The sequence below is a fragment of the Stieleria sp. JC731 genome (genome assembly GCF_020966635.1).
GTDB lineage: Bacteria > Planctomycetota > Planctomycetia > Pirellulales > Pirellulaceae > Stieleria.
The window spans coordinates 33,280-59,868 of sequence record NZ_JAJKFQ010000029.1 but is presented as its reverse complement, the minus strand read 5'-3'; the positions used below and the strand labels follow the sequence as shown (position 1 = coordinate 59,868).

At 53.1% G+C, this 26,589-nt stretch carries 15 protein-coding genes; 6 read left to right on the top strand and 9 right to left on the bottom strand.

What is annotated here, in order from left to right:
* Positions 1-94: 94 nt before the first annotated feature.
* The 3 genes from LOC67_RS25065 to LOC67_RS25055 form a co-directional block, all read right to left on the bottom strand.
* On the bottom strand, positions 95-421 hold the full coding sequence (locus LOC67_RS25065) for a histidine triad nucleotide-binding protein (RefSeq protein ID WP_230265590.1): 327 nt from the start codon (positions 419-421) through the stop codon (positions 95-97).
* Positions 418-4,323: an FtsK/SpoIIIE domain-containing protein gene (locus tag LOC67_RS25060; RefSeq protein WP_230265589.1), complete on the bottom strand. Its 3,906-nt coding sequence runs from the start codon at positions 4,321-4,323 to the stop codon at positions 418-420. Before LOC67_RS25060 ends, LOC67_RS25065 begins: the two co-directional genes overlap by 4 nt.
* Positions 4,324-4,447: 124 nt before the next feature.
* Positions 4,448-4,711 carry a hypothetical protein gene (locus LOC67_RS25055; RefSeq protein WP_230265588.1) on the bottom strand — a complete coding sequence of 88 codons (264 nt, stop codon included), beginning with the start codon at positions 4,709-4,711 and terminating at the stop codon, positions 4,448-4,450.
* Positions 4,712-6,374: 1,663 nt separating this feature from the next.
* On the opposite strand from LOC67_RS25055, the gene LOC67_RS27680 reads away from it, so the two are divergent.
* The gene (locus tag LOC67_RS27680; RefSeq protein ID WP_230265587.1) at positions 6,375-6,734 is read left to right on the top strand and encodes a PEP-CTERM sorting domain-containing protein; all 360 of its coding nucleotides are present in this window, start codon (positions 6,375-6,377) and stop codon (positions 6,732-6,734) included.
* Between the two features lie 526 nt (positions 6,735-7,260).
* Here LOC67_RS27680 and LOC67_RS25045 read toward each other — a convergent pair.
* Entirely contained in the window at positions 7,261-8,478 is a 1,218-nt protein-coding gene (locus LOC67_RS25045; RefSeq protein ID WP_230265586.1) for a cell surface protein, read from the bottom strand.
* 625 nt (positions 8,479-9,103) lie between these two features.
* Between LOC67_RS25045 and LOC67_RS25040 the strand changes: the two genes are divergently transcribed.
* From LOC67_RS25040 to LOC67_RS25020, 5 genes are all read left to right on the top strand, one after another.
* Complete coding sequence (locus LOC67_RS25040; protein WP_230265585.1) at positions 9,104-9,484, top strand: DUF6384 family protein; 381 nt, start codon at positions 9,104-9,106, stop codon at positions 9,482-9,484.
* A gap of 194 nt (positions 9,485-9,678) precedes the next feature.
* The gene (locus tag LOC67_RS25035; RefSeq protein ID WP_230265584.1) at positions 9,679-11,121 is read left to right on the top strand and encodes a hypothetical protein; all 1,443 of its coding nucleotides are present in this window, start codon (positions 9,679-9,681) and stop codon (positions 11,119-11,121) included.
* Between the two features lie 446 nt (positions 11,122-11,567).
* A complete protein-coding gene (locus tag LOC67_RS25030; protein ID WP_230265583.1) occupies positions 11,568-12,335 on the top strand; it encodes a methyl-accepting chemotaxis protein in 768 nt (255 codons plus the stop codon).
* Positions 12,336-12,528: 193 nt separating this feature from the next.
* On the top strand, positions 12,529-16,503 hold the full coding sequence (locus tag LOC67_RS25025) for a protein kinase domain-containing protein (RefSeq protein WP_230265582.1): 3,975 nt from the start codon (positions 12,529-12,531) through the stop codon (positions 16,501-16,503).
* 167 nt (positions 16,504-16,670) lie between these two features.
* The gene (locus LOC67_RS25020) at positions 16,671-18,404 is read left to right on the top strand and encodes an alpha-keto acid decarboxylase family protein (protein ID WP_230265581.1); all 1,734 of its coding nucleotides are present in this window, start codon (positions 16,671-16,673) and stop codon (positions 18,402-18,404) included.
* A gap of 428 nt (positions 18,405-18,832) precedes the next feature.
* Here the strand turns inward: LOC67_RS25020 and cheB are convergent, their stop codons facing one another.
* The 5 genes from cheB to LOC67_RS24990 form a co-directional block, all read right to left on the bottom strand.
* Entirely contained in the window at positions 18,833-19,933 is a 1,101-nt protein-coding gene (cheB, locus tag LOC67_RS25015; RefSeq protein ID WP_230265580.1) for a chemotaxis-specific protein-glutamate methyltransferase CheB, read from the bottom strand.
* A complete protein-coding gene (locus LOC67_RS25010; RefSeq protein WP_230265579.1) occupies positions 19,930-20,856 on the bottom strand; it encodes an HDOD domain-containing protein in 927 nt (308 codons plus the stop codon). Before LOC67_RS25010 ends, cheB begins: the two co-directional genes overlap by 4 nt.
* Positions 20,857-21,136: 280 nt before the next feature.
* Positions 21,137-22,441, bottom strand: coding sequence for a methyl-accepting chemotaxis protein (locus LOC67_RS25005; RefSeq protein WP_230265578.1), 1,305 nt, complete (start codon positions 22,439-22,441; stop codon positions 21,137-21,139).
* 96 nt (positions 22,442-22,537) lie between these two features.
* A complete protein-coding gene (locus LOC67_RS27675; RefSeq protein ID WP_315861088.1) occupies positions 22,538-23,890 on the bottom strand; it encodes a methyl-accepting chemotaxis protein in 1,353 nt (450 codons plus the stop codon).
* A 52-nt stretch (positions 23,891-23,942) separates the two neighbouring features.
* Positions 23,943-26,294: a chemotaxis protein CheA gene (locus tag LOC67_RS24990; protein ID WP_230265577.1), complete on the bottom strand. Its 2,352-nt coding sequence runs from the start codon at positions 26,292-26,294 to the stop codon at positions 23,943-23,945.
* Between the last annotated feature and the right edge of the window lie 295 nt (positions 26,295-26,589).

Here is a 26,589-nt window from a genome sequence, read left to right as displayed (position 1 = left end):
ATCCAGCCGTCTGCCTTTGAGTTAAAACCGCAAGATGTCACTTGGCGACTTTCTGGTTGCGAAGCCGCGAAAACGGCGATCAATCGAAAGTCGACTATTTCGTCGCCGGGGTGCCCAGTAAATGGTAGTGCAGGTGCGGAACTTCTTGTCCGCCCGCTTCGCCGCAGTTGATGGCGACTTTGTAACCGTCAGCCAATCCCTCAGCAGCTGCAATTTGACTTAGTACCACCATGCAGTGTCCGACAAGCGGTGCGTCGTCTGCGCTAAGGTGAGCCAGCGAAACGATTTCCCGCTTGGGAATCACTAGCACATGCACCGGTGCTTTGGGGTTAATGTCACGAAACGCGAGGCACTGATCGTCTTCAAAAACGATGTCGGCGGGGATTTCTTTGTCGATAATCTTTTTGAAAATCGATGTCATGCTTCTTCAATCCAGTCTTTGACTTCGGTAAATCCAGGCACATCCAATTGCCGGAACTTACTGATCTTTCCGGCCGGTTCATCGTACAGCAGCATCGTTGCTGTTGACAGTTCACTAGCGATCGGCGAATCGATCAACAGCGAAGAGTCCGAAGCGTTCAACCGACCGAGCACACGCAATTCGACATCATGTTGCGATTGTCTTGGCAACCAACGACTGACAATTTCGGTGCTGCCACAGACCAAGAGCGCAAACACGTTTGCTGGCGGTCCGTCTTTAAGCATTTCGCGAAAGGCTTGGCCTCCGGACATCGGGCCAGAGTCCGCATCCAAAGAAAAGCTGAAGGTGTCTTCGTGCCTGAAATCTCGAAACCGATCGAGCGGATCGATCACGACAAGGATGGGTGGTACGCCGACGGCTTCATCGCCGCGTTCCTTGATGATCTTGACCAGCAAGTTCATCTCCTCGGTCGCGTCACGCGGCTTGATCTCTTTGACTTTTAAACCGGCCTCTTGCAACCATTCGTGCATGGAGTCGGATTCATTGGGCCGGTTGCCGTTGAAGTATAAAACTTCCAGATTGGGGTTCGATTTTGCGAAGCCGGAGACGATGGATGCCAGCAGTCCCGTTCTGGCGTCTGCCGGAGGGATCAACATGACGTTGCGACCCGCATTTCGACTCAGTTGCAACGAAACCGGCGGGCCGATTTCGACCGCTTCGCCCAACAGTCCGTGCAGTTCTTCGCGGGTTTTTGCTTCGGACGCGATCGCAGCATTGGCAAGCGATCGATTCCAGCGTCCCGGCCGGTTGCCTTCGAAGATGACCGGCGGTGGCAGATCCTTCGTTAGCGATTCGTCGCGGGCGGTGATCGTATTCAATAGCTCGTGGTGTTTGTCCGATCCCAACCACGCGACTTGGAATGGCTGGTTGCCTTCGATCAGACCACCAGCGTCATTGTAGATCGCTTCACCGGGACGTGAGATCAACCGAGCGGCTGTGTTTTCGTCCGATAGGATCAAAGCCGCATCCGATTCACTACACTGCATCGCGATTCGGACTGCCATTTGTCCCAGTGTCGCTCGTGGCAGAGAGTATGCACCGGCCAGGGACTGGCTGCTAAGCACGATATGAATGCCGAACGACCGACCTTGTCTGACTAGGCGATCGAGCAACATCGAACATTCCGCGGCGACCTTGTCATCGCGGACGAAGAGTTCTTGGAATTCGTCGATGACCAACATGATTCGAGGCATCGATTGGCCACTCAGACGCCGGTACTCCGATAGCTCTTGGGCCGACTCGGCGCGAAACAATTCACCTCGCTGTTGCAGTTCTTCGTCCAGCCGCTGAAGAACGCTGCGGCCAAATTCACGCTCACTTTCGATCCCAATCACACGTGCATGCGGAAGTTGGCTATCGGCATAGGGTTTGAACTCGACACCTTTCTTGAAGTCCAACAGATAGAACTGCAGTTGATCAGGGCCGTAGTGATACGCACCACTGGTGATCAATGCGTGCAGCAGGGTACTTTTACCGGAACCGGTTTTACCAGCGATCAAAACATGCTGTTTGACGCCTTCACCCAATTCGAGAGCAAGCGTGCGGTGCCCACCTTGGCTACCGATCGTGATGTCGATCCCATGGTCTGAATTCAAGTTGCCACCCGTGGTTGGCAACATGCTTTCCAGCGGGACTTCAACCTTCGCAGCCATTGTTGCAGCCGTGCCGACGGTTTCGACAACCTGTTGCCGGTACTCGGTCGGCAGGTTTGGCGTCGGAGTAAATTTCAGATCCTGAAGCCCCTCTCGGTTTAAGCTCCAATTCCCATTTTGATCGATGGAAAGTTCGATCAGGCGAGAGTCCGACGGACGGGGCAGATCACTGGGCCATGGCATCGATTCGTCGCAAGCCATCAATACAAAGACGCCACAGCGTAACCCGCTTTCGATCAACGCTTTGAGATGTTTATAGGCACCACGGGTTAAGCCTTCGGGAAGCCCCACGGCGGCGACCGTATGATAGGGCTCTGCCATCGAACCTGCTAAGACGTTGTAATCTTCTACGCGTTCGAATCGATCACGCAGACTGCTTTGAAGGACGTCTTCGGCGTGCTGGGCGACCTCACCCAAGCGGGCTTCGATTTGATTTTCGGTTGTCCAGACACGGTGTCCTACCAAGGCGGGGTCGTGATCCGTTAGCGACATAAACGAAGTAAAGCTCTGGCCGCGACCGACCGGATCGACCAATGTCATTCGTGTGCGCCCGCCGGCAGTTCCGGTCAGCATACGCCAGAGTACCGCATGAATCAGTTCGATTGCTTGATTCATTTGTCCGCTGGCGGCTCGGATCAAAAGTCCGCTGTGCAGGCGACGATGCAGTCCGATGCACATCGCATCAGGAATTTCGTTTGGATGGAACATCGAATCTTGCAGCGAGCCATTTGCCGATTCCGAACGCTGTTCACTGGCAATGGTTTGGTATAGCAGGTCACCGATCGCCAGTTCTCCCACGGGAACGTAGTTGATATTCGCCGTGGTCGTTTGGTTGGACTTGGCAATATCATCCCAGTTGGGAAATCGATCGCTCGTCGCCTGCTGTAGTTCGCTAATACGGTTCAGTCCGACACGAACGCCTTCACGCATCCGGTCGGTCACCCTTTGTAGCTCGGTGTGCCGACGCTGTGCATTTGATTCTCGTCGTTGGTGCAATTGCTGATCGGTATCACCTAGTCGGTTGGTAATCGAGGCGGCGACGGATTCCGCCTTCTGATGCATCTCCGACGTCAGGGTGCTAAATCCGTTTTGGAAGTCTGCTGATAAGCCGTTGAGGCGAGACTGCAATTCGTCTCTCGCCGTTTTTTCTTCCGCGGCAAGCGTTTCCTGCAGCTGTTTGAGCTGTTCTTCACGCCACGCTTCCGCTTGACGCAAATGTTGGTCGCGTCGAGCAATCAGTTCTTCGCTGGATTGTTTTGCTTGATCGATTGAGATCTTGCGGCCTTGTTCGGCAACCTGTTCGGCGGCTTTGACTGTGCGGTAGATGATCGGATAGGTTCGTCTCGTTTTGCGTCTCAATGGGATCAACAACGCAGCGAAAAGGCTGATACCGATAATTCCGGCGACTGCCACTCCGGACAGCATTACCGTCCAAAAGTTTTCAGGGCGAAGGTAAACAATCCCCGCGATCCAAAGCACGACAACGGTTGCCACACCGGCAGGCAGATAGAACGAATCAACAATTCTGACCGACGCACCGGTTTGTAAATCGGTGACATATTCATGACAGCGGCGTGTCAGTTCGCCGATCAGTTCGACCGTGTGTCGAATCGAAACCGGTTCATCAATCTGAACCTCTTCCTCGGGTGATTCGGCAGGCGGAACGTTGGGAAGGCCATCGAGTCTGCGGACGGTCAGTTCGCAAGTCCAGTCCATGTCCTTGCCGATCGCGATCAATGCTTGGTTGATCTTTTCGATTTCACGTTTGCTCTGTTCACCGGGTTCATGTTTGCGAGATTCATATTGATGGTGGACGGCAACGCGTCGAGCTTCAACTTTGTGCTCGATCGTTTCGATCCCTTCGCTTTTCTTTTTGCGAAACTGCGATGCTAGGCGGTGGATGTCCTGACGCAATCGAAGTGTGTCATTCTCATAGGCGGCAAAGACTTTTTCTTCGGCCGCATCCCATTGTGAGAACGTTGCGTAGCGTGCTCGGCGGCAATCCGCGGTGACGCCGTTTCGTTCGGCGAGCAATTGTCGCTCTTCGTCGTCCCGCTGTTGTGCATGCTGATGGACCAGTTCTTGGCGTTGCGTATTGCAGGACTGGAACCGGGCAATCAGTGCATCGAGTAGAACGCGTTGGCGAGATGAGGAAAGCAATCCTGCCGGCGAAACGGATGAATCTTTCATAATGCAAACCGAATCAAGAGAAGAGACGCGACTAGAAAAGGTACCCGATGACGATCACACCGGATGCTCGGACGTGTCGCTACGTCCGCATTTTTAAGGCCTCGAGGGCCCATTGCCGCTACAGTCAGTATACCTCGTGGGACCCTGTCTCGGTGTCATTGATCGCCACCTGAGCCTTGCGGAGGATTTCTGTGAATTCGTTCAATCCTGCCGTAAATCGACTCAAGCTAGGACCGATCGATCCTAGCTCTTCCTGTTCAAATTGACGTGCTCGGTCATCCTTCCAATCCTCCTTCGTTTCTTGCCAGAGTCGCGCGAAATCATTGAAGTCGCGTCGGAATCGTGTCTGTGCATCGGTCAACGGCGCGATATTGAGCGGTTCCAACATGGCATGTGTGTGGACGGTAAGTGGATGGCTTATCGGGAGGGGGGTGGCGGGAGTTGTCCCGGACGCATGTAGTGCTAGGGCGTTTTCCAGCAACGCATGTCACTAAAGTATGACCCGAAATCTCGGTTCACATTGGGCATATTCGATGGTCGGTGTCCAATTCAATGGCAGGCGACAAAGAAACAACTTGTCGCTTGATGGTTCTAGGCCGACGACCTCGCGTTGTTCCAATAAAAAAACTCGGACGGATGCATTCCGCCCGAGCTTGCTTGATTACAACTTATTGTCGCCCTTCACTCAGTGAAGGTAGCGTTCTTCGCCGCCGGTGCTGCACAGTGCTACGCGACTACGTGAAGTACCAGTCCTGAAAAGCAACAACCGTTAGGCCAATCCGGCACGAGCATGCTTGGCGAGGGTTTCCTGATACTTCTTTTTACCTTCTTCGACGCTTTTGCGGATCGCTTTGGTGCTCTGCTCGCTCTCTTTGCGAAGCTCGGCGATCGACGGTCTGGCACCTACTCGTTGTTCGGCAGAAGTTTCATGTCGACGAACTCCTCAAGGTCGATCCGATTGTTAATTTGTTTCCCCGGAGAACAAAGGAATTCAAGGATATGCTTCTCGCCTGATTAATCAGGCCTGCCAAAAAACAGCTTCCCAAATTCGATTGAATACTTCTTTCAATAAAATTTGTGTCGTTCCGCATTCGCCATATGGCCTTCCTGTCGCAAAACGAAGCGTAGATCGAGACATGGTCAGTCTAGCTACGCACGGAAAACGTAGATCATCCATCTAAATTTTGTGGGATGTTGCTCCGTCTACAGGTTTCCATCTTCTTTCCATCTTCCAAAAAAAACGTCTCGAGGGTTGCCGCTAGCGCAGGGGGGTGATAGTATCTCCGGGTGGGGCGGTGGGTGTGGGGCTCCTTTTGATGGGGGATTAGCAGTTTGGTGACTTCTCGAACGTCATCGCCGACTCGCAGGCTTCAGCTTTTAACGCTGGTATCGCTGTGCATACTCGCATCGCCTGCGGCGACTGAAGCTGGGATAATGACAGCTTCAATGGAGCCAATCGTCAGCAAGATTTCAGATTCGAGTGGCGATTTTAAAACAAGTACCCCCAGCTATTGGGATCTCGTTCAAGGGTCACTGAGGGCCTTCGGCATGAGCTGTCAGTCCAGCTCTAGCATTGGACTTGGCTCAAACGACTTTGGTTGCATGCGTTGCAGTGACCTTCCCGCAGATCAACCATCTAAATGGTTCGTTCGCCATTGCCAAACAGTGGTCGCGAGTTCAAGGCCGATCAGCCTATTGAAGGTTCCGATTGAAATTACTTGGCTCGCTTTCAATGGAACAATTAACTCAGCATATTACTTTCAAAATACATTGATAAAACAGTGAATTCATATTTCAAAATACAAATCGTGCATGCGATGGGATTTCTGCTTGCACTAGTCGTTGCTTGCCCTGCTAGTGCTGGAATTGTCACAATAGACTTTGATGATCAACCGACTGGAGTGTTGTCTAGCGCTGCGTATTCCACGTTCGGTGTGACTTTCTCAAACACTACGATAACGAATATCTTGGGATCAGATCCCGCAGCCTCATCGCCAAGGACTATTATCGCGACGACGAGCAGTGTTCAACCGAAGGTCGCCACACCGATCGTGGCAACGTTTGACGCTCCCACCTCTTTTGTCAGCGTCCTCGGTTTGGATGTCGGAGCTAACGGAATTCGGATTGACGCATATGACTCTATGGTTGGAGGCGCGATTATCGCAACTGACACGTTTATTGGCACCAGCCTTGGGGTCGGAACGAATGCAACGCTTTCATTGTCATCTGCCAACATTCTTCGCGTTGAATTCTATCAGCCGTTTTCTGTTGCCGGAGATGGAGTTGTTTGGGACAACTTCAGTTTCGGAACGATGACAACGCAGTCAGTTCCTGAACCGACATCCTTCGCCATCTTCGGTATCGGTGCACTTGGACTGGCCGGGGGCCGCCGCCGACGACGGCGGCAGTAGGCTTCTCAACAATCACCTAACGATCAACACTCTCCGCGGGCGTCCTTCGGGACGCCCGTTCTTGTATCGAGAGACTTGAAATCAAGCAATCTGTAAAGAGACGCAAGTTTCAAGCGATGTGGCAGTCCGGGACCGACATAGAATTCGCTACCGCAATTGCAAAGCTGTTGCAGAATCGAATGTCGAAAGATCTGTTAAACCGCTCTGTGCTCCACAGTACTCAGTATTGTATCGGCTGAGCAGCAGGACGCTCTGCTCGTGAAGTAACCGCAGGACAAACTTCAGGTAGCTAAATGGCTGAAACTCTGAATCGCAGGCTTTAAGGTACGGGAAAACAAACGCCAAATCGAAACTGCCCAATTTTCTTTCACTAAATTTGGAGTGAATGCTTTGGTGCGTTCGCGCTCCTAGCAGCAAGCTACCTTTTACTGTCGCCTTTCACTCGGTGAAGGTAGCGTTCTTCGCCGCCGGTGCTGCATCGTCCTACGCGACTACGTGAAGTACCAATCCTGGAAATCATCAACCGCTAGGCCAATCCGGCACGAGCATGCTTGGCGAGGGTTTCCTGATATTTCTTTTTACCTTCTTCGACGCTTTTGCGGATCGCTTTGGTGCTCTGCTCGCTCTCTTTGCGAAGCTCGGCGATCATTTCGAGCGATTCGACTTGAAAATCACTGATCGCATCGACCAACTTCTGAACCGATTCGGGATCAATTGTGCTTCCGTATCCCGCTTTCAGTGCCGCACGTTCCAGTTCTCGGCCGAGCGTCGCGATGTCTTCCAAGCCTTTGTTGACGCCTTCCTTCATCGCTTCGGTCGCTTGAGTTACCTCGTGCAGTCCGTGTTGGCTTTGGTAGACGGTGCCCAGAATCGTAAAGACGTGTTCGTTGGTCGTGAAGAACGTGACCGCGCGACGATAAACACGCTCCTTCACGTCATGGGTTTGTTTCAGCTTTGAAACGAGCGTTTCGCCGACGTCATATCCGATCTGCAAGTTTTCGGCGATGTCTTTCAGCAATTGATAGGTTTCGTCTTCTTCTTCGTATTGTTGGCGTGCTTCATCACGAGCCAATTCGAGTTGGCTTCTGCCGGCCTGATCGGTTCCGGAGTATTGGTCCAGAGCATCCTGAGCGTCAGCCAGCTTCGCTTTGGCGGCTTCGAGCACGGGTAGGTGATCGTCAAACAATTCTCGCGCGAGTACTTCGGCCTCTTTCAATGCAAAGCGAAAGTCGATGTAGGCATCCATGATGCGGTCTTCGCTCTTCAACGCGTTCTTTGTGTCCTTGGCGACTTCCGCGTAAGTCTCGACGATCTTTTCGAAACGGTCGCTTGGAGTGCCGCGTCGGATTTTCATCCACCAGTTCGACAGCTTTTCGGTGCCGCTGATTTTTCCGTCATCTAGCTGAGCGATCAGGCGTTTGCTGTCTTCACGAATCGAATCGAATTCTTGTGTGATTTGCAGATAGCGATTTCCCACCTGAATGCTTTCGACGTTTTCACGCACGAGCGCATTAAATGATCCCATGTGCTGAATCACATCCGCGATTGCCAAGACCTTGGCTTCATCGAGATGTTTCACACTCTCTAGCAGCGTGATCAGTTCTTGTGGGGCCGAGTTCTTGCTGTCGACGCCGAACTCTCGCAATACGGAGACGGCGCTGTCCAAGTACTCACGCATCCGACTTCCACTCTGTTGTGGGGCCGGCTGTTGTTGTGATGCTGATGCGGACGCTTGATTTGACATGGTCGGTTGAACAGATAGATCGGAAAGTTGATGGGCACCGACTCGGCGCGCCCTCAAACGCGTGTTTCGGTTCCCTAGTAAATTAGCGCCTTCGCTGAGCGGATGCAATCGACCATCAATTTGGTCAGTTGTCCATTTGGCTCTGCTTTGGATCGTTCTGGCCAGGCGATCGGCCGGGCAATTGGCTGCCCAACCGGACAGGGTGATCCATGGTTGTTCGGGCAGGAATCGTATCCCGTTCCTATACGAAGCAATGGAGTTGAAGTTTCCAGGCGGCAAACATATGGCAACGGATTGGTCATCGGTGCGGCGCAAGATTCCGCAATTTGGCCAAAAAAGGGCCACTGGGACCAATTTCATTTTTTCTGAACAAGGCAAAAAGCGAAAACGGAACTTAGTCGTTCTGACGGCTAGCGAAGCCGTGTGTTTAGGCAATATCGAAGGTCTTCGTCGGCTTCCTCGAGGCAGTTGACGCGGTTATTGCTCAGAAAATACAGTTGACTCTGTTGGGCAAAAGTGATGCGTCTGCGACAATCAATCCGTAGGGCCAAAAGGATTCTGGCGGTGACGCTCGAATGACGATTTCCCAAATTGATCCCAGCTGCGATGCGCTAGTTGAAAAGAGATGAGCCAAGCCCAAGCGACACAATCGAAACTTGATCTGCCTGAGCACGAACTGACCATTGCCGAAACGCTTCGTGTGATGGACGTAGCTCGGGAAATGCGCGACCAACGCGAGCAAGCCGAGGTGATGTTTCGTCGTGACGATATGCGAGACGCTTTGCGGCAAAAGTTACTGCGGACCGCGAATGTCTCGGGGGATGACGTCACCGAAGCGGAGATCGACGCGGCGATCGATCAGTATCTGGAAACCCTCCACACCTATGAAGATCCGGAAGCCGGTTTGTCTTCGTTTCTGGCCCATTGCTGGGTTTGGCGGCAACGGATTGTTTGGTCGATGGCCGGTTTGGCATCGGCAGCAGGAATTTGGTACCTGTTTGCATAGCAATTGATACTGCAAGCGATGCTGTGATCGATACATACGGCTGGATTCGTTCACCCTTACCATGCATGGCCCAAGGGCATTGCATCAGTGGGAGTCACGAGACCACTTTTTGAACCAACATTCAATCAATCAACTTTGTCGAGACATCGTTCTACACCTGGCGCTGACCAGATCGTTCATTTGGGAAAAACAAGATGGCAGTGACTGGACCGGGCATGCACCGGCAACTGATCGAAGGTTTCAAGTTGATTCAGCAGCGGATGGAAAACGTCCGTCGCAGTATTGATCATTTCGACGATGAACGGGGTGACTTGGGCGAAAGTCGCCAGGATGCATTGCTGGATCTGGCGAAGCACTACTTGCCCGAGTTGAACGCCGGAGCAATCGACGCGACTTGGTCGGAGGTGCGTGAAAGCCTCAACCAAGTTCTGATGCGACGCGAAGATGAATTGCGACGCTGTCGAGCTGCCATCGACGGTTTGAAGGATCGTCAGGCGATCGAAGAAGATCGTTTGCTGAAGATCAATGAAGAACTCGATCAGGAAACCGAGCGTCGAGATCGGCTTTCGGCAAACGTGCAGCATGAATTGGCGTCGGATGCAACTTTTGCGCAACTATCGGCTCAGGCTGCTGCCGCGGAAGCCGCATTGGAACGGGCCGAAGCCAACTTGAACGAAATCGAACAAGATGCCGCGCGCAAGCTGCCTTCCTATCAGGAAAGCACTTTATTCAACTATCTGAATGAACGAGGCTTTGGAACCGAGCAATACGGTAGTCGGGGATTTACCCGGCGGATGGACCGTTGGTTGGCCAAGTATATTGACTACCCAAAAGCAAAGAAGGGCTATGACTTTCTAGTCAATACACCGGAACAGATGCGCAAAATCATTGCCAACGATCGTGATGCGATGGAAACGGTGATGGAGGCGCTGGAAGGTCAGCGTGATGAGGTCGTTCGTCGAAGCGGCCTTCCCGATGCGATCGATAGAACGCAGCAATTGAACGACCAACGCGAAAAACAACTGACAACCCTGGATCAAATCTCAGCTGACTTAACCCAGTTGCTAGATCAGCTGAATGAATTGGAAGACCCACGCGGCCCCTATTACCAAGAAGCCATCGACGTTTTCCGAAGCACATTGGCGGCATTGGACTCCGATGACCTTGATCGACGAGCCAAACAAACTGTTGAGCTGACAGATGACCATATTGTCGCACGAATCCAAGGCATCGATACGGATCTGGAAAAACTGAGTGATGAGCATCGTCAGTCGCAAACGGACGTTCGCGAACTTCAGCGTTGTTTGGATTCGTATGGCCGCATGATGCAACGATTTCGAGCTGCAAAATACGATGCTGCTCGATCGCATTTTTCTGACGACGTCGATGTATTCGGAATGATCGATCGTGCGAGTTGCGAGTCCGACATCGATGAGCTTTGGAAAGCTTTGCGCGCAAGCCAAAAATGGGGGCCAACCTTTGGGCAGCAAGTCGAAAGCGTCGCGACGCACCCCATGACATCGCTATTGGTTGGTGCGATGGCCGAAGCCGCCGGGGCGCTCAATCAGCAAGCGATGCGCGCCGCACGCCGACGCAATCGAGACTACGGCCGTGGCCGTAACAATCGGCGGTATTAGTGTTTCGTTCCAACTCGATTTTAGGATTAGCCGTATGGTATTAACTACGGTTTGAGTGCAATAACCGGGGCGAACGCCCGTCGGCTGATGACCCGACCCCGTACTTTTCATACGGAACGAAGCACCGGGTAGCTAATTCGATGCATGTGTCGTATTGCTTGAAAGAGTACGACAAAAGCCCCAACGGTCGGTCTAGTGGCTGACTGTTTCCCGTCGCGATTTGGAAAACTCTTTGGGCATACGTAACTGCGTCTTACGTTTAATCCCAGCGAGGGGAAGTTCCGGCCTACAAGCAATCGTCCTGGTCAAATCCGTGGGCTGACTGTCTAAGAGATTGCCGCACGACCCTCAGCATAACCATTGTTGTTGGATCTAGTTTCTCTATGTGCGAATGAAAGACTCGAGCGGATTGAAATCGCTTGAGAACTGCAAAGGGCCGTTGTTTGATGAACGCAAAGATCATCTCTTTCTGTGTCACCGTTGTCGTTTTGCTGGCCGGTCTGTATGGCTATCTCTATTGGGTTGTCGGTCAGGCAATCGAATCGGAGAACGTCACCGGATTGCAGTCCCAAATCGGGATCGCGATCACGGCCGCAGGCGGTCTTATTCTCACCGCATCGGTCGTCTTTGGCCGTGGCGTTGCCGACGTGGCGGCATTGGAATCACGCCGAGCCGAAAGTGCCAGTGAAGATGCACAGTCGGTCAAAACCAACGCCAAGAATGTCTCCGAAGCGGTGCATCAGTTTGAAGAGAGCATTCACCACATTTCACAGAACACCGACCGCGCTTTGGCGGTTTCGCGAGAGGCTGTGCATGCGACTGTTCAGGCTCACGAGTCGATTCAGCGACTGAACGCTAGTAGCGATCAGATCGGTGACGTTGTCAAAGCGATCGCGGCAGTCGCCGAACAGACAAACTTGTTGGCTTTGAACGCGACCATCGAAGCGGCCCGTGCGGGTGAGTCAGGGAAAGGTTTTGCAGTCGTCGCGGGTGAAGTCAAAAACTTGGCCAAAGAAACCAATGACGCTACCGAAGCAGTGTTGTTACAAGTCGATCAAATCAATCGCGATACCGATTCGGCGGTCAAGATGATCCACAACGTGACGGACATCATCAACCAGATCAACGAATGCCAGACACTTGTTGCCGATGCCGCACAACGTCAGATGCAGACAAACAAACGGGTCTTCCAAAGTATCGCAGGCGTTCAGTAACAGTTTGGGATCGTCAGGTGATTTTGCAGATCACCCATGACGGAACTGTCATCGACTGACACACTGATGTGATCGACGAATTTTTGTCATTTCTAGCGGCGCATTTTCCACGGAACCTATGTCGCTGACTGTCTGAATCAGGCAGAAAGTCGCGGGGCGACAATGTTCCCGTCGGCACGCTATCATGCAAGGCATGAACGTCGACGATCTCGCTACCGCTGCTCTCGAAATTGATTCTTCGGAACAACGTGAGGCATTCTTACGCCAAGCCTGTGAAGGCGATGATGTAAAACTGGCGAAAGTACGGGCTCTTGTCGACGCGTTGCAGCAATGCGAAGACGATCAGTTTCTCGGCGGAGGCTTGTTCGCCGATTCGAAACCCAGCAACGCGGCGAGCGCTTCGGTAGGCAATCCGACAGCCAGTGACTCGGGTCCGTCACAGCGATTTGAAATTCGATGCCGTCATGCTGAAGGTGGATTGGGCGAAGTCTTCATCGCTTGGGACAATCAACTCGCCCGCTCGGTCGCCCTCAAACAAATCAAACCCCAATGGTCGGATAACCCGGATGCGGCGGGCCGATTTCGTCGTGAGGCGGAAATCACCGGATACCTTGAGCACCCGGGGATTGTCCCGATCTATTCGATGGGCAATGACTTCGCTGGTCGTCCTTTCTATGCGATGCAGCTGATTCAGGGGGAGACCTTAAAAGACGTTGTGCAGCGTCATCTAGGATTGAATTCTGCTTCAACGACAGAATCAAAACGTTCATTGCATCGTTGGTACGATTTGGAGGTCCTGCGTGATCTGCTAAACCGTTTTCGAGACGTTTGCCTGACGATCGATTATGCCCACAGTCGACATGTCATCCATCGCGACCTGAAGCCATCGAACATCATGTTGGGTGCCTATGGTCAGACGTTGGTCGTCGACTGGGGGCTGGCCAAGCGAACCGATGAATTGGGCAAAGCGAACGGTTCGCCTGACATTTTTGAAACGGGCACCATGGGGATTCCAGAATTCCAAAGCCACGGAAATCCGGGTTCGTCCGTCGCCGAGACACAGCACGGCACGACCATGGGCACACCACGATTTATGAGTCCGGAACAGGCGCGTGGTGATGTTGATCGTATCGGTGAACTGTCGGACGTTTATTGTCTTGGTGGGACTCTCTATTACATCTTGACCGGTCGAGCTCCGCATGAAGGCGAAGCCGACTTAGAGTCAACACTGAAGAAGATCTTTGAGGGACGGATTGAATGGCCAAACTCGATGAATCCCCATATCCCGCGAGCACTATCAGCGATCGCGATGAAAGCCATGCAAAAGGCTCCGACGAAACGCTATGGGAGTGCCGGAGAGATCGCGATCGACATCGAACATTACCTAGCCGATCAACCGGTTAGCGTTTACAAGACGCCGCCTACAGAACGCTTGATACGTTTGGCACGCAAAAATCCTGCCCGTTCGGCCGCCATCTTTGTTGCTTCGTTTTTGTTGATTATCGGCGCCGTCATTGGCTTGGCGGTGCAAGACGAGATGGTACGTCGCAAACTGGAATCCGCGCGACGACAGTCGCTAGCCGACAGAGAGATCGAGTACCAGACAGAAACTAGGCAGAATGAAGCCCGGGCGATGGTCGATGCCGCGATGGAACGCAGCGAAGCAGCAATTGCCAGTGGTCGCTATGCGGATGCCGCGATGTTGGCAAATTTAGCGATCGAGCGGATGGGCGAATTGCGAAGCTTCGATTCGGTTCGACGGATTTGGATCGAAAAACGCGACCGACTTCATCGGCTAGGTGAATTCGAATCCTTGGTACGCAGGGGTGAAGATCTCGACTATTTGGCTCGTGATACTGAAGCGGCAATTTTGCTGCAGTCGTCACTGGGCATCATGAATGTTCTCGACAGCGATCGGTGGTGGGATGAATTGCCCGTCGATGATCTGTCACCTCAGCAGGCTGATGCCATGCGGTGGCGTGTGTACCGGGTTCTCACGGCGCTCAATTCGATTTACCTAAAACGCATGGTGATCGTCATGGGTGGTGACAAGGATGGACAAACGCCTAGCCTGCTGCGCCTATTGCGATCGTTTTTGACGTCAAAGGTTGGAACCGCGGAAGCCGAAGCCACCGTCGAGCTAACGCGGCGAATCGAAACGTTTCGTCCCAGCCAATCGGCCAAATGGCTCGGTAGCATTGCTCGATATCGCCTGCATCAGGGGACTCGTGTCGAACCGGAAACCTTGGCCCCGCCAGAAAATGCGGCAGACGGCTTGGAACTTGCGATTGCCAGCTTGATTGCCAGTATCGATCCGGCGTATCGAACTTGGTTCAAGGATTACGGAGTCACTTTTGTTCCGCGTTCGGAGCAGTCGACTGAGCAGAGCTACCCTGTCGAAGTTGCTTTGGAAACGCTGCGAAGGTCGCTGGACCTTGCGCCAGATGACTATTGGATATGTATGACGATGGGGCAGGCCTATTTTTTGACGGCCCAGTCCGCGCAACAGTCTGAAGATCACCAAGCGGCAATCGAAGCTTTCAATCAGGCGAAGACGCAGTACGGCCGATGTATCGCGATTCGACCAGAAACCGCGTTTGCCTATGCGGATCGAGCCACCATTGGGCTTGAACTGGCGTTGGAGATTCGAGATCAACCGAATCAATGGCAAGGAAAGCAGGAACGCATTGATCAACTTCTAAAACGCAGCTTACGTGATGCAAGCCAAGCAACACGTCTCGTCTCAGACCAAGATTGGCCATACTGGCACCTCGGCGCGACGGCCGCCCATGTCGGGCAGCATCGATTGGCGATCGATTCGTTCTTCTACGCGACAGATCTCGGTTTTGACGTCGCGGACAGTTTAGACGGTGCGATTTTAAAGCTCAAAGATTTGCGCGGCCGTCGCCGTGCGATTGAATATGCCAAGCGACGCTTCTCCGTCTTCGAACAAGATCGCGATACAAATTTGGAAGCTGCCGAACTTGCCAGCCTATTGGCGTCGCTGGAATACTCTCGGGATCAAATCGAGTCCGCTGCTCAGTGGGCAGAAAAGTCGATTGAGCTAAATGTCGACCAGTGGCGTGCGAACGAGATACTCGGATGGTGTTCATTGCAGACCGGTCAGCCTGGTGAGGCCGAACAGCACTTCCGTTTGGCACTTGCACAGACGCCGTCAAGCGTTGTCTCGATGATGGGATTGGCACTCGTTCTGGATCGTCGCAGTGACGAATTCAACCAAGAAGCATTGTCGCTATATCGCAAAGCGACTGAAATCGCGGTGACCACACGTCATCAATCCAACGCGTGGTTCGGAATCGCGAAGCAAGCGGTCCGAGACGAAGCTTTCGATCAGGCGGTGAAAGCGATCGAACAAGCCAGAAAGCTGGATCCCGCCTGCGATGTTTCTCGGTTTGCTGATATCGCGCGTCAGCAGGCGATTGTCTGGTTGAAGCAGTCTCGTCAGAGCAGTGACGTTCAGCAGAAAGACGCGTACGTAGAGAAGATTCAGTCGCTCAGGAAAATTGCCGACCAAGTTGCCGAACTGCCCAACGCATCTGTCAACGAAATCATCCATGCGTCGACCGGCCAGATGCCTCGTTCGCTTCCGTTGTTGAACGCAGCCTTTGACTTACCCATCGGTCAGTACTGGAATTTGCGAAACGGAATGAATACCCGTCCTGAACAGGAACAGGTTAGCGTGCGTCCGGTTTTAAGTCAGACACAGATCGGCGACCACTCACGAGCCGGTACACTGCTTCGTATCGACCCGATGCCCGAATCGGACGAAGTCGCCGGATCTGCGAATTCAGCGATTGCCGAACCGTCGAGCCAGTGGGAACTCTTTCAATCAATTCCTGCGACAGCGGGGTTGGAATATCAGGTGAGTATTCGGATCCGAAATGCGGACGGATTTAATGATCCTGATCAGCCGCCTTATCAGCTCCTAGTGCGGCATCAAAAGTCCGAATTGTTGCGGCAATCGATTACTGGTATCGGGGTGCAGTGGAGTAACGTCAGCGGGGCATTTCGCATCCCTGAGCAATCCGATTTAATTGAAACGATCGATGTGGCTTTGGTGATCCCGACTGGCACTTCGCCATCAATCGAGATCGACTGGATTCGTTGCGATCGGCAACCAACGTCGACTACTTTGGCAGCTGACTGATCAGGGACATCAAGCGATTGAGTTCACTGCACTGGTCGGTATGCCCAGTACAGTTGCAATGCGCAGTACAGTTGCAATGCCCAATACAGTTGCACAGCCAGCACAATTGCAGTGTCGGCAATATTAGATTGGAACAATCGTTTTCCCGAATGGAATGAGGCAACGTGATGAATGTTTCCGGAGCCAACCCGTCTGCTTCCAAGTTGTCTACGTCCACTTCAGCTAGGCCGCCGCGTCGCACCACGGCAAATCTGTCGATTGCCCAGTATCTGATCGCCCGGTTGCAAGATTATGGCATCGGACAGATGTTCGGCATTCCCGGTGACTATGTCTTGTCGCTGTACAGCGAACTGGAAAAAAGTCCGATCCAGATGATTGGCTGTACTCGTGAAGACTGCGCCGGTTTTGCGGCGGATGCCTACGCAAGATTGAATGGGATGGGGGCATTGTGTGTAACTTATTGCGTCGGAGGATTAAGCGTTTGCAACTCGATCGCAGGCGCCTATGCAGAGAAATCGCCTGTCGTTGTCGTGACCGGTTCACCGGGACTGAAGGAGCGATCACGCGGGGCGTTATTGCATCACATGGTCCGTGATTTTCGAACTCAATACGAAGTCTTCGAAAAGTTCACCATTGCAGGTGCGGAGCTGTCTGATCCGCTGACTGCGTTCTCTGAAATCGATCGCGTTCTGGATGCGTGTGATCGATTCAAACGCCCCGTCTACCTGGAAATCCCACGTGACATGGTTCACGTGGTGCCACCGATCACGCACAGCTATCGTGGTGCCTACCAGCACTTGGATGATCACGCCACAGCCGAAGCGATCAAAGAAACGGCGGAGCTAATCGGTCGGGCTAAACAGCCCGTGATCGTTGCGGGTGTCGAGCTGCACCGATTCGGATTGCATGACGAGCTACTGCAACTCGCTGACGCGGCAAAGATTCCGATCGCGACGACGATGTTGGGAAAAAGCGTGATCAGCGAACAGCATCCGAGCTTTATCGGTTTGTACGAAGGCGCTTTGGGAGATCAAGCGGTGACCAAGTTCGTCGAAGAAAGCGATCTCGTACTGCTGTTGGGCGCTTTTCTGAGCGATATCAACCTGGGCATTTTTTCGGCCAATCTGAATCCCGCCGCCTGTGTCTATGCGACAAGCGAAGAGTTACGCGTCTCTCACCATCACTACCACAACGTTGGATTAAAAGAATTTTTGCTTGGGCTTGGCAAGATCGAATACCAACAGCGTTCGCTACGAAAGCCAGACGTCCGACCCGGCAGTATCACCAGTCCGAAAGATTTAGAAGATCCGACGTCGGAACCGCCGAGTCTAAAAACAAGTTGGATGATTCAGCAGATCAACCAACGCCTCGACGGAACGACCATCGTAGTTGCCGATGTTGGCGACTCGTTGTTCGCAGCGACTGAGTTGACCATCCATGATCGCGGTGAGTTTCTCAGTCCGGCATATTACACTTCGATGGGATTTGCCATTCCGGCCGCATTGGGAGCGGCAACGGCAAGGCCGGATCATCGAATCGTCGCCTTGGTCGGTGACGGTGCGTTTCAAATGACGGGGCAAGAGCTAAGCACGCTGGTTCGTCACGGGCACAACCCGATTGTCATCATTCTTGACAATCATGGCTACGGAACCGAACGCTATTTGCATGCCGGTGACTGGGTTTACAATGAGATCCATCCGTGGAACTATTGCAAGTTAGTTGATGTGTATGGCCGCGGAAAGAGCCATCTAGTCACCGACGAAACCGAGTTCGTCGCGGCATTGGATGAAGCTTGGAACGATCCAAGTGAGATGCATTTGATCCAAGCGAAACTCGCTGAGAACGATGCCAGTATCACGCTGAAGAACTTGGCATCACGGATGAGTAAGAATGTCAGTTAGTAACAGTCCCCATCATTTTCCCCCCGGTGATACGGCGGGCTGGATTGGTACAGCGGGGTGGTGGCTTGTCAACACGTCGGAGCGTGCCGGGTACTTTGGTTTGTTAGATAGTACCCATCACGGTCCCCGTGATGCAGCGTGCGGGATTGGTGCAGCGGGATGGTGACTTGTCGGCACGTCGGAGCGTGCCGGGTACTTTGGTTAGCTAAATAGTACCCATCACGGTCCCCGTGATGCAGCGTGCTGGATTGGTGTGGCGGGGTGGTGGCTTGTCGGCACATCGGAGCGTGCCGGGTACTCTGGTTAGCTAAATAGTACCCATCACGGTCCCCGTGATGCAGCGTGCTGGATTGGTGCAGCGGGATGGTGGCTTGTCGGCACGTCGGAGCGTGCCGGGTACTCTGGTGCACCGGGGTGATACCGAAGGATTACTTTGAAAGTACCCGTTCGATTTCCATTGCGACTTTGTTGATGGGAAGGACGACGTCGGCGAGGCCTTGTTGAACCACATTGCCTGGCATTCCCCAGACGACACTGGTTTCCTTGTCTTGGGCGATCACCATACAGCCCTTTTCTTTCAACGCTCGAACCCCTTCGGTTCCGTCAACTCCCATCCCGGTTAGGATGACTCCCAAGCACCCGTCTCCATAGGCCGCAGCCATAGATCGAAACAGCGGGTCGACGGCCGGTCGGCAGGAATGAATCGGAGGATCTTGGTTGAGTTTGGTTATCGAGTCACTGCCGCGACGTGTCACGGTCATGTGATATCCACCGGGGGCGATCACAATTTGCCCTGGTTTGACAACCAAATCGTTGGAGCCTTCGACGACGGAATGTCCGCGTTCGGATGAAAGACGTTCGGCAAGCAACGCGGTAAAGGAAGCCGGCATGTGCTGCACGATGAAGATTGGAACGCGTAGATCCAATGGCAGTTTGCTAACCACCGCGGCGAGCGCTTTGGGACCGCCAGTTGAAACGCCGATGCCAATCGCGTCGACGCGAGCCGGATTGGTCACACGTGGGAGGTTGGATTTCGCAGGTGCCGGCTTGACCGCCGGACCGCGTCGCATCGGGTTGCCGCCTCCCATTGGTGTGGAGGCACACGTGACCTTCGCTTTTGTCGGGACTAGGCGATAGATCTTTGGAAGAAGCTCTTCTTTTAGTTGTGCGACGGCTTTTGTGATGTGTCCGGCATCGACAGGCTTGGTCGCGAAATCATCCGCGCCTGCGGTGATCGCATCCATCGTCGCCTCGGCACCGTCCTGTGTCAGTGCGCTAAACATGATCACAGGCAGTTTGCGGTCGACCTTGCGAATTTCGCGAACCGTTTCGATACCGTCCATGACTGGCATTCCGACATCCATAATCACGATATCGGGACGGCTTTTGGGCAGTTTTTCGATAGCGTCTTTGCCGTGAACGGCTTCGGAGACCACCGTGATATCGCCGGCGCTATTGAGTGTCGATACAAGCAGACGCCTCATCATGGACGAGTCATCGCAGACCATTACTCGTATGACTTCGTTCATTGGCTACACCTTGACTCCGTTTCGCATTGGTTCTTACAGCTCACTTCCAAATCAGCCTGGGTACTTTCAATTAGTTTGTGCGAGACGTCGGCAAACGATTCGACCAGCGAGCGTTCAAAAAGTTGTTCAAGTTTTTCGATTGCAACATTGTCACTTGGTTCATAGCTCACCGATTCGTTGTGTCGCTGAATGTGGTTCGCAAGATGGTCTGCTGCAGAGGTGACGGTGACCAGCCTTTGATGGTTGCACTCCACGGAGGGGTCGTGATGGAAAAGGATAGCTTCGATTAAAGCGTGAGGCAGATGTTGTTGATGTAGAAACCAAGCACCGAATTGGCAGTGATCGGTTCGGAATTGTTGACGCTCACGTCGTATGATTTCTTCGTCATCAATAAACTCCAAAACATCAGCTTGAATAAACCCTTCCGGGTCAACAAGCGCAAACATCAGACGGCCTAAATCGTGTAGCAAGCCCGCAGTAAACTCCTCGCCTTCAAAACCAAGTTCCAAGTATTGATTGATGTAGGATGCCGCCGTCGCGGTGGCGTAACTGTGACGCAGCAACAAGTCGCGGACCCAAATTTGTTCCAGTGGCAATCGTTTCATCATCCCGGCGGTACTGGAAGCGATGATCAGATTTCGGCATTGCCGTATCCCGACTCGGACGATGGCCTGGCGAAGTGAGACGAGCGTTTTTCCGCCGGAAAACGCGGCGGAGTTCGCGATGGCCAACGTATCTGCGGCCAACATCGGGTCTCGCGAAATTACGCAAGCGAGATGATCGACGCGGCATTCAGGGTCTTGCGCAATTTCGAGCGCTTCCAGTGCCGCCGCAGGAAGCTTTAGTGTTTCACCACGTCGACCTTCCAACAGCAGTTTAAGCCGCTTGGGCGGCGGTTCGATTGAGATAACGTGGGAGTCCATGGTGTCGACCTGTGCATGAAAATTGACGAGTGCAAGACAGAAGGCTTCCCTCAGTAAGTGCTAAAGCGAACTCAACTCAACCAACCAGTGGACGTTCTGTTTTGCAAAAGAAGGTGCGTTGAAGTCGAGACAACGAACGTTCTGGCAATCTGGCTTGATGAATTCTGATCTAAAGCATCTTCCAACGAAGAGATGACAACAATGTTTGTTAAGTGATGCGGTGTACTGGACTGACGATTGAGACAATCGATTCAAGGATCGATCGTCTTCTTGATACGTTTTACAATTGGTATTTTGCTTTGCTGGATGAACCCGATCCGCCTGGACTGGTTCCGGCAGCGCTGGCAACCTCATCGCGAAGCAGCTGTGTCAATGACAACACGGTGTTCGCAATGACGTTGTTTCCGTCAGCCAAGTCGGCGACGTTGTGGGAAATTTCTGCCGTCATCGCTGTTTGTTCTTCGACGGCGCCCGCGATCGCGTTTTGGCTTTCATTGATCTGCGAAATGATGTCGCTGACTAAATCGATCGCGTCGGTCGCTTCCATCGTGTCTGCTTGAATTGCCTCAATCCGGCGAACGATGTCCTCTGTCGCGGTCCCGGTCTGGGCAGCGAGTTCTTTGACTTCGTTTGCGACGACCGCGAATCCTTTACCGGCCTCACCGGCGCGAGCCGCTTCGATCGTCGCGTTAAGTGCAAGCAGGTTCGTTTGCTCGGCGATCGAGTTGATCACGCGAATCATTTCGCCAATTTCGGTGCTGCTTTTTCCCAGTCGAGAGATCGTTTCGGTGGTCGAGCGTGCCGCATCAACGGCATTGCGGGCAACGCTGGCCGCACCGGTAGCATTGCGAGCGATTTCCTGGATACTGGCTTCGAACTGTTCGATAGCCCCACGAAGTGATTCCGCACTGGTGCTGACGTTTTGCGCCACGTCCCCTGTCGATCCGATCGAATCGGATGCTTTCGCAAGGACACCGACCGATTTGCGAGAGCAAAACATCGAAACGGCAAAGCAGACCAATGTGATCGCGATAGCGCCACCGACCACACTGTAGAAACTCGATTGGGATGCTTCGGCGGTTTGATCGCCAATGGTGGTGACAACGGAATGCGCCGCTTTGTGAGCATCATCGGTCTGTGCGATCAGCATCGTACGCAAGTTTGCAACGCGGCTTTCATCGCCGGATCGGAGGCTGGCGATGTATTCGTCAGCAATTTTCTTTTTATGCTCGAGTGCTGCCAGTGATAGGTTTAGCGCTTCGGATGTCTTTGCATCAGCGGGATCGAGTTGACCAAACTCATGCTCGCCCCCATGACGTAGCAACGAAATTGATTCGATCAGCAAGTCATAGGTTTTGTCGGGTGTAGCCGCATCTCCGTCCGCGATCTGCAGCAGTTCACGGGTATGCCGTTGATTCAACATACGCTGTCGACCGCTCAGGTTCGTCGCCGCATTGCTCGATGCGAGGTCGGAACTTTGCGACGAAATCATGAAGACCTGAAGCGTCATTCCGAGGAGGCAAACCAGCGGAATGGCAGCGATATACCAGCGAATATGACCAAGCTTCTTCGAAGATTTAGGCATGTTTATTCATAAACGAAATTGGGGAGTGACTCGCAATTAACACAATCGGAATGCTGTCGTAACAATGAAAGAATCGAGGATAGAGACAGCTTGTCCTTATGTGTTCATTTTTAGTTTGTCTGCTAGTGTGCGGCTTGAGTTGAGAAGGCTGTAGACGCTTTGAGTAATCTCGTCGGTGGCACCTTGCTGTTGTGTGACGGCACCGGTGATCGCGTCTTGGTTGGAGTCGATGCTGTTAATCGATTCCAAAACATTCTTGATGTCTTCGACCAGTTTGGTTGCGGTGCATTGGACCGAATCGATCCGTTCGGTGATCGCACCGGTCGCATCGGCGGTTTGTTGCGCGAGGCCTTTGACTTCACCCGCGACAACTGCAAAACCTTTACCGACTTCACCCGCGCGAGCTGCTTCGATTGTGGCATTCAACGCAAGGAGGTTGGTTTGTTCGGCGATCGATTCGATCAATTGGATAACACTGCCAATTTCGCGTGTGCTGGCGTCTAAAGCGAGGCTTTGCGAGTGGGTCGATTCGACAAGCGAGACGACTTGCTTGGCATTGGCTGATGCGTGCGTCGCATATTCGGCGATATTGCGCACGTTTGCTGAGAATTCGTCGATGGAGGATGCGATTCGAGCGGTATCGTTAGCGACTTCGTCTCCGACGACGGCGCCGATTTCGGCTGCCTTCTTCGCTTGGTCCTGACGAATCGTTTTTAGCGTGAACAGTGAGAATGCAGAGCTGATCACTAGCATCAAGACGACAGCGATCGATGCTTTGGCCAAAGCCGATGCGGCTGCTTTTTCGGCAGGCTGCATCGACTGGACGATTTCAAAAGCACCGTACATGTCGCCTGCGGACATGTTTTCCATCGGGTAGCCCAGGATATCGTTTCCGTTCGTATTTCCCCAAAGCTGTTCGGAGTTTGCGGGATCACCATGGCAGATCAAACAGCTTTGATCCAAGTGAACGGGACGAAAGAGGTGTGCTGTATTGTCAGCCGGATTGATTTTGACGACTTGTGAGGCCCCGGTTTCTTTTAATTCTGTAAGAGCCGCTTGTTGAAAGTCATTCGGCTCGTGATCCGGATTTCGGGCATTAAAGGAGGGGACGTAGAATTCGAAGTCACGCGTTTCGGCGACATGTTCCATCGAATTGAATGCTGCGATGATCGGAATCGTTGATAGCAGCTTCTCCTGTTCACCTTGACTGTGAAGATCTTTCAGCATCTCGGTGGTGAACAGTTCATCTTTCCACTGTTGCCGCAGGTGGTCACGAGTCGCGTCGGCCGAGTCGCACAAGGCAAGTCCCGTTTGAACGCAGCTGTCGATTGCCTTCTGTTTGGAATCGACGTAGTACAACCAAGCAAGACCGATCGCAAGCAATGCGGGTAGCAGAACTCCGTTGAGGAGCACTCGGTTTCGTTGGGAAAGGTGACTAAAAAGGTTCATCGACTGAACTCGGAACGAAAATCAAAAAGCAAACTTGCGATCCATTTGATAACTACGCGAATACGGCGCTGTTAAATCCTTGAGGGGCGACATGGGCGACCATCTGATCGAGGTCGGCGATCTCGGTGACTCGATCTCGAATGATGCACTGGCCTTTCGCGGGATCATTCAACATCGAAACCGGAACGTTGACGATGTCGACGATGTTTTGCACGACGACGCCAACATGGCTTTCACCTGCCGAGTAAACGACCGCATTGATCAAGCCGCTTTCATCGCCCATCACGCCGCCGCCATAGCCATTGCCCATCTGGACCAACGGCATGATTTCACCACGATACTGAATGACCTGGTCGTTGCCTGATTGCTCAATCTTGCTCGCTTGGAATTTTTCCAGACGTGCGACCGTCGAAAGCCGAATCGCTGAACGGTTCCCGCTTTCCGATTCGACCAGCAGCATCAATTCGGTTTCCGAATTGCCGTCCAAGTGCGAAAGTTCGGTATTGCGGGGAACTCGGTCACGATGTTCGGACAGAACCTTGCTGCGCTGGGCAACACCCAGGACATCAAGGATCAGTGCTACCATTCCGTCCCCCATGATGGTAGCACCGGCATAGCAAGCGATATCTTCTAGGTGACCGCCTAAGGGTTTAACGACGATTTCTTGACTGTCGATCACCGCATCGACGACTAATCCGAAGTGCCTATCTTCGGCTTGAAGCACGATGATGTTGACACTATCGGTATAGTCGTTGCGAGTCCGGTGTGGGCGAAGCCCTAGCAGTTCGTCTAGAAAGACCAGCGGCAACAGGTTTCCGCGTAGACGGTAAACGGGCACGTCGTGGATGAACTCGATCTCACACTTATCGAGGTCACAGTCCAAGCGTACCAGTTCTAGTAAGCTGACCTGCGGGATCGCATAGGCTTCACCTGCCGTTTCGGTGATCAATGCGGGAACGATCGCAAGCGTCAATGGAATTTTGATGCGCAGCGTTGTCCCTTTTCCGGCGGTGCTCTTAATTTCCAGCGTCCCGCCAATCCGTTCGATATTCGTTTTCACCACGTCCATTCCGACACCGCGACCGGAGACGTTGGTCACCGTTGCGGCGGTCGAGAACCCGGGCAGCAAGATCAAGTTGATCAGCTCTCGTTCGCCCATCATTTCGGCTTGTTCGGGAGTGATCAAGCCTTTCTCGATCGCTTTGTCACGAACGCGATCGGCGCGGATACCGCCACCGTCGTCACAAATTTCGATGATGACCTGGCCGCCTTCGTGGAACGCTCGCAACAGCAGGATGCCTTCGGCGGGCTTGCCGTTTTCGACGCGAACGTCCGGTGATTCGATACCGTGGTCGACGGAGTTTCGGACGATGTGGGTGAGCGGGTCTTTGATCGCTTCGAGGATGGTTTTGTCAAGTTCCGTGTCGGCACCTTCCATCTCCACGGCAACTTTCTTCTTACACGCGGTCGCCAAGTCACGCACAACGCGCGGCAGTTTGCTCCACGCATTGCGGATTGGCTGCATCCGCGTTTTCATCACGCCTTCTTGCAGTTCTGTCGTGATGAGGTTCAGTCGCTGTGAAGCGGCTAGGATGTTCGCATCTTTCGACTTTTCACAGATTCGAAGGATTTGGTTGCGTGCCAGCACAAGCTCGCCAACCAAGTTCATCAACTTGTCCAGCAAGTCGACATCGATGCGGACCGTGGAATCAGCAACGGACTTGGATTTCTCTCCGTCACCTGACTTAGTTTGTGCGCTAGCGGCGGGCTTTTCGGCCGGTTGAGATTTGGCTGCCGGTGCTGCAGCCGGTTTTGCCGTAGGGGCTGGTTGCTCAGCAGCTGGCGGAGGCGTGGCAGCTTCTGCTTTTGGGGTTTCGTCAGCTTGAGATTCTTCAGCAGATGCGGTGGCTTCGGCGTCGGTTGCATCTGAAGCATCGGCGGAAGCATCGTCTGCAGCCACGTCAGCTGGCAAGTCCGCATCGCCAGCAATATCGCCTTTGGTTTGCAAAAGCGTTTGCAGCTGTTCGATCAGTTCGCTGTACTCGGCATCGCCTTCGATTCCGGCGTCTTCGAGGTTGGCAAGGATCGCGCGAATCGCGTCAACCATTCCCAACAAGCCATCAGCGATGTGATTGTTAAGCTGAAACGCACCATCGCGCAGCGGTACCAGAAGGTTTTCACCGACGTGTGCGACGCGTTCCAATTTCGGTAGGGCAAGGAAGCCTGACGTTCCTTTGATCGTATGGATCGTGCGAAAGATACTCGCCAAGCGATCACGATTGTCTGGTTCGTCTTCCAGAGCCAGTAGATCGCTATCTAGTTGGTCGAGGCTTTCATAGCTTTCGACCAAAAACTCTTTGATGATCTCGTCAAGTCCTTCCACAACTCGTTTCCCCGTACTCATGACTTTATGGGCGCACACTTTCGACTACTCGGGCGTGCGCCGTCTGCGATTACAGAGAACGATAGAACGCCACTAAACGCGCGATTGGTTTCGCAATTTGGAAGTGGCTGGATTAGGGGAAGTCCCCTTCCGCACACCTAACGGCTTCGTCAGAGGCAGCGGGCGGATCACTTAGAACAAAGAGAGCATTTCTGACACATGGAGCCTAAAATCATTAGGGTTTGTGGCCATGCGGAAGCGAAATACTGATGCCTAACCTAGTGATTCGGAAAAAACGAAACGATGTCGCGACGAG

What these genes read in the sequence shown, in the direction of transcription:
- LOC67_RS25065 (WP_230265590.1), bottom strand. Translation starts at nt 421, where the DNA reads ATGACATCGATTTTCAAAAAGATTATCGACAAAGAAATCCCCGCCGAC.
- LOC67_RS25060 (WP_230265589.1), bottom strand. Translation starts at nt 4,323, where the DNA reads ATGAAAGATTCATCCGTTTCGCCGGCAGGATTGCTTTCCTCATCTCGC.
- LOC67_RS25055 (WP_230265588.1), bottom strand. Translation starts at nt 4,711, where the DNA reads ATGTTGGAACCGCTCAATATCGCGCCGTTGACCGATGCACAGACACGA.
- LOC67_RS25045 (WP_230265586.1), bottom strand. Translation starts at nt 8,478, where the DNA reads ATGTCAAATCAAGCGTCCGCATCAGCATCACAACAACAGCCGGCCCCA.
- LOC67_RS25040 (WP_230265585.1), top strand. Translation starts at nt 9,104, where the DNA reads ATGAGCCAAGCCCAAGCGACACAATCGAAACTTGATCTGCCTGAGCAC.
- LOC67_RS25035 (WP_230265584.1), top strand. Translation starts at nt 9,679, where the DNA reads ATGGCAGTGACTGGACCGGGCATGCACCGGCAACTGATCGAAGGTTTC.
- LOC67_RS25030 (WP_230265583.1), top strand. Translation starts at nt 11,568, where the DNA reads ATGAACGCAAAGATCATCTCTTTCTGTGTCACCGTTGTCGTTTTGCTG.
- LOC67_RS25025 (WP_230265582.1), top strand. Translation starts at nt 12,529, where the DNA reads ATGAACGTCGACGATCTCGCTACCGCTGCTCTCGAAATTGATTCTTCG.
- LOC67_RS25020 (WP_230265581.1), top strand. Translation starts at nt 16,671, where the DNA reads ATGAATGTTTCCGGAGCCAACCCGTCTGCTTCCAAGTTGTCTACGTCC.
- cheB (WP_230265580.1), bottom strand. Translation starts at nt 19,933, where the DNA reads ATGAACGAAGTCATACGAGTAATGGTCTGCGATGACTCGTCCATGATG.
- LOC67_RS25010 (WP_230265579.1), bottom strand. Translation starts at nt 20,856, where the DNA reads ATGGACTCCCACGTTATCTCAATCGAACCGCCGCCCAAGCGGCTTAAA.
- LOC67_RS25005 (WP_230265578.1), bottom strand. Translation starts at nt 22,441, where the DNA reads ATGCCTAAATCTTCGAAGAAGCTTGGTCATATTCGCTGGTATATCGCT.
- LOC67_RS27675 (WP_315861088.1), bottom strand. Translation starts at nt 23,890, where the DNA reads ATGAACCTTTTTAGTCACCTTTCCCAACGAAACCGAGTGCTCCTCAAC.
- LOC67_RS24990 (WP_230265577.1), bottom strand. Translation starts at nt 26,294, where the DNA reads ATGAGTACGGGGAAACGAGTTGTGGAAGGACTTGACGAGATCATCAAA.